Below are 2,099 nucleotides of genomic sequence, written 5' to 3'. Positions count from 1 at the left end.
TTTTGGCTCCTACGGTTGGAGTGGTGAAGCGATCGATCTTTTGGAAGGTAAATTCCGGGATGGCGGTTATCGCTTCGGTTTTGAGCCAATTCGGGTTAAATTTAAGCCCACGGAGGCAATTTTAAAGACCTGTGAGGAAGCGGGAACCGATTTCGCTCAAGCAGTCAAAAAAGCTCGCAAAAGCAGACAACCGAAAACTAATGTTAACCAATCCCAAAGCGATCGGCGATCGCAAGCCCTGGGCCGTTTGGTGGGTTCTCTCTGTATCGTCACCTGCGAATTGGGGGAATTGCGCGGCGCCATGTTAGCCTCTTGGGTGTCGCAAGCGACGTTCACCCCCCCCGGATTGACTATTGCCGTGGCGAAAGAACGAGCGATCGAGTCTCTGCTTTATAGCGGTACGCCTTTTGTCCTTAATATCCTCCAAGAAGGTCAACATTTGGCTTTAATGAAGCATTTTCTTAAACCTTTTTCCCCCGGAGAAGATCGTTTTGCTAATATCGAAACCACTAAAGCTGAGAACGGTGGGCCGATTCTGGCCGAAGCGCTCGCTTATCTGGAATGTCGGGTAGAACAACGAATGGAGTGCGGTGATCATTGGCTGCTTTATGTGATCGCAGAAAAAGGCAGGGTTTTACACCAGGGTTTAACCGCCATCCATCATCGCAAATCTGGCAGTTATTATTAACTCATGGTGACGGGCAAGGGATCGCAAAAAACAAGGGTTTCGGCTGATCCCGAAAGTGAACAATACTCTCCCCTATCCTTCTGCTACTGTTTGTAAAACAAGATCATTGACATCCTCACCGCCGTAAACGGACGGCGATTCCCTACAGATCAAACAAACTTAATTGAACGATCTTTGGATGGGTTGACGCTTCACGGGATGCTGCTTCTTTAACAGAAGTCTTACACCTTCCTCTGCGTCCGTTTTTTGAGGTCTCCGATTGCCCACCGGCGACCTTGATATTAATTGCGGCGTTCACGTCCCTATCATGGAAAGTCCCACAAAAAAGACATTCCCACTCACGGATATTTAATGCTTTCTTACCGCCGATATTCCCACAACAGGAACATCGCTGAGACGTTGGCTCCCATCGGGAAATTATCCGAAAATCACGCCCATATTTATCAGATTTTGCCGATAGCATATCTCGAAAAGAACGCCATCCCAAATCTGATATAGCACGGGATAACTTGCGATTTTTAACCATTCCCGATGTGTTTAAATCCTCTAAAATTATCGTTTGATTTTCACGAACAACTCTAGTGGATAGTTTATGCAAGAAATCAGTACGAGTGTCTTTAATCTTTGCGTGGATTTTAGCTACTCGTTTCCTAGCTTTTTCCTGTCGTTTACTTCCTTTCTGTTTTCTAGAAAGGTTTTTCTGTGCTTTTCTTAGTCGTTTTAATCGTTTCTTTAACGGTTTCGGTGCGTCTATCTTTTCTCCTGTTGAGAGGGTAGCAAAGGCAGCAATCCCTAGATCAATTCCCACTGACTCCCCATTATTGGGAAGTATTTCGGACTGAATCTCGACAACAAAGCTGAGAAAATAGCGATCCGCCGCATCTTTAATCACGGTGACGCTAGAAGGTTTAGAAGGTAATGGACGACTCCAAACTATTCTTAGATCACCGATTTTCGCTAAAGTAACGCAGTGTTGGTTAACGGTAAAACCATTATCGGTAAATCTTGCTAATTGTTTAGATTTACGCTTCTTAAATTTAGGAGGTTTGACTTTCTTTCCTTTTCTTTCTCCCTTGCAAGATGCAAAAAAGTTAGAATAGGCTGTCTCTAAGTCTCTCAAAGACTGCTGTAAAGGGATAGAAGAAACCTCGGTTAACCACTGTTTTTCTTCTGTTTTTTTGACTTGAGTTAGTCTTTTAGATAACTCGGTATATTTTGGCTTTTTCTCCCCTTGTCGATAGAGTTCTTGACAGTAAGCTAAGGTATCGTTCCAGACAACACGCACACACCCAAACAACTGAGACAAAAGCCTCTTTTGTTGGTCTGTTGGGTAAATACGGTATTGATACCTCGCTTTCATTGGGTTAAGATGTGTGTGTCTGTACTCTATTCTAACTAGGTCTGTTAATAA

2 protein-coding genes are annotated in these 2,099 nt (G+C 43.9%); one reads left to right on the top strand and one right to left on the bottom strand.

The window, feature by feature from the left end:
• Positions 1–688: flavin reductase family protein (locus tag PX482_RS22205; protein WP_288123017.1), on the top strand; the 688-nt coding region annotated here is incomplete at its 5' end.
• A gap of 142 nt (positions 689–830) precedes the next feature.
• On the opposite strand, the gene PX482_RS22200 is transcribed toward PX482_RS22205, so the two are convergent.
• Positions 831–2,048, bottom strand: coding sequence for an RNA-guided endonuclease InsQ/TnpB family protein (locus PX482_RS22200; protein WP_288096094.1), 1,218 nt, complete (start codon positions 2,046–2,048; stop codon positions 831–833).
• Between the last annotated feature and the right edge of the window lie 51 nt (positions 2,049–2,099).

Source organism: Microcystis sp. M53602_WE12, from assembly GCF_030065455.1.
GTDB lineage: Bacteria > Cyanobacteriota > Cyanobacteriia > Cyanobacteriales > Microcystaceae > Microcystis > Microcystis aeruginosa.
Note: the sequence above shows the minus strand (reverse complement) of the source record. Positions and strands in the feature narration are given on the sequence as shown.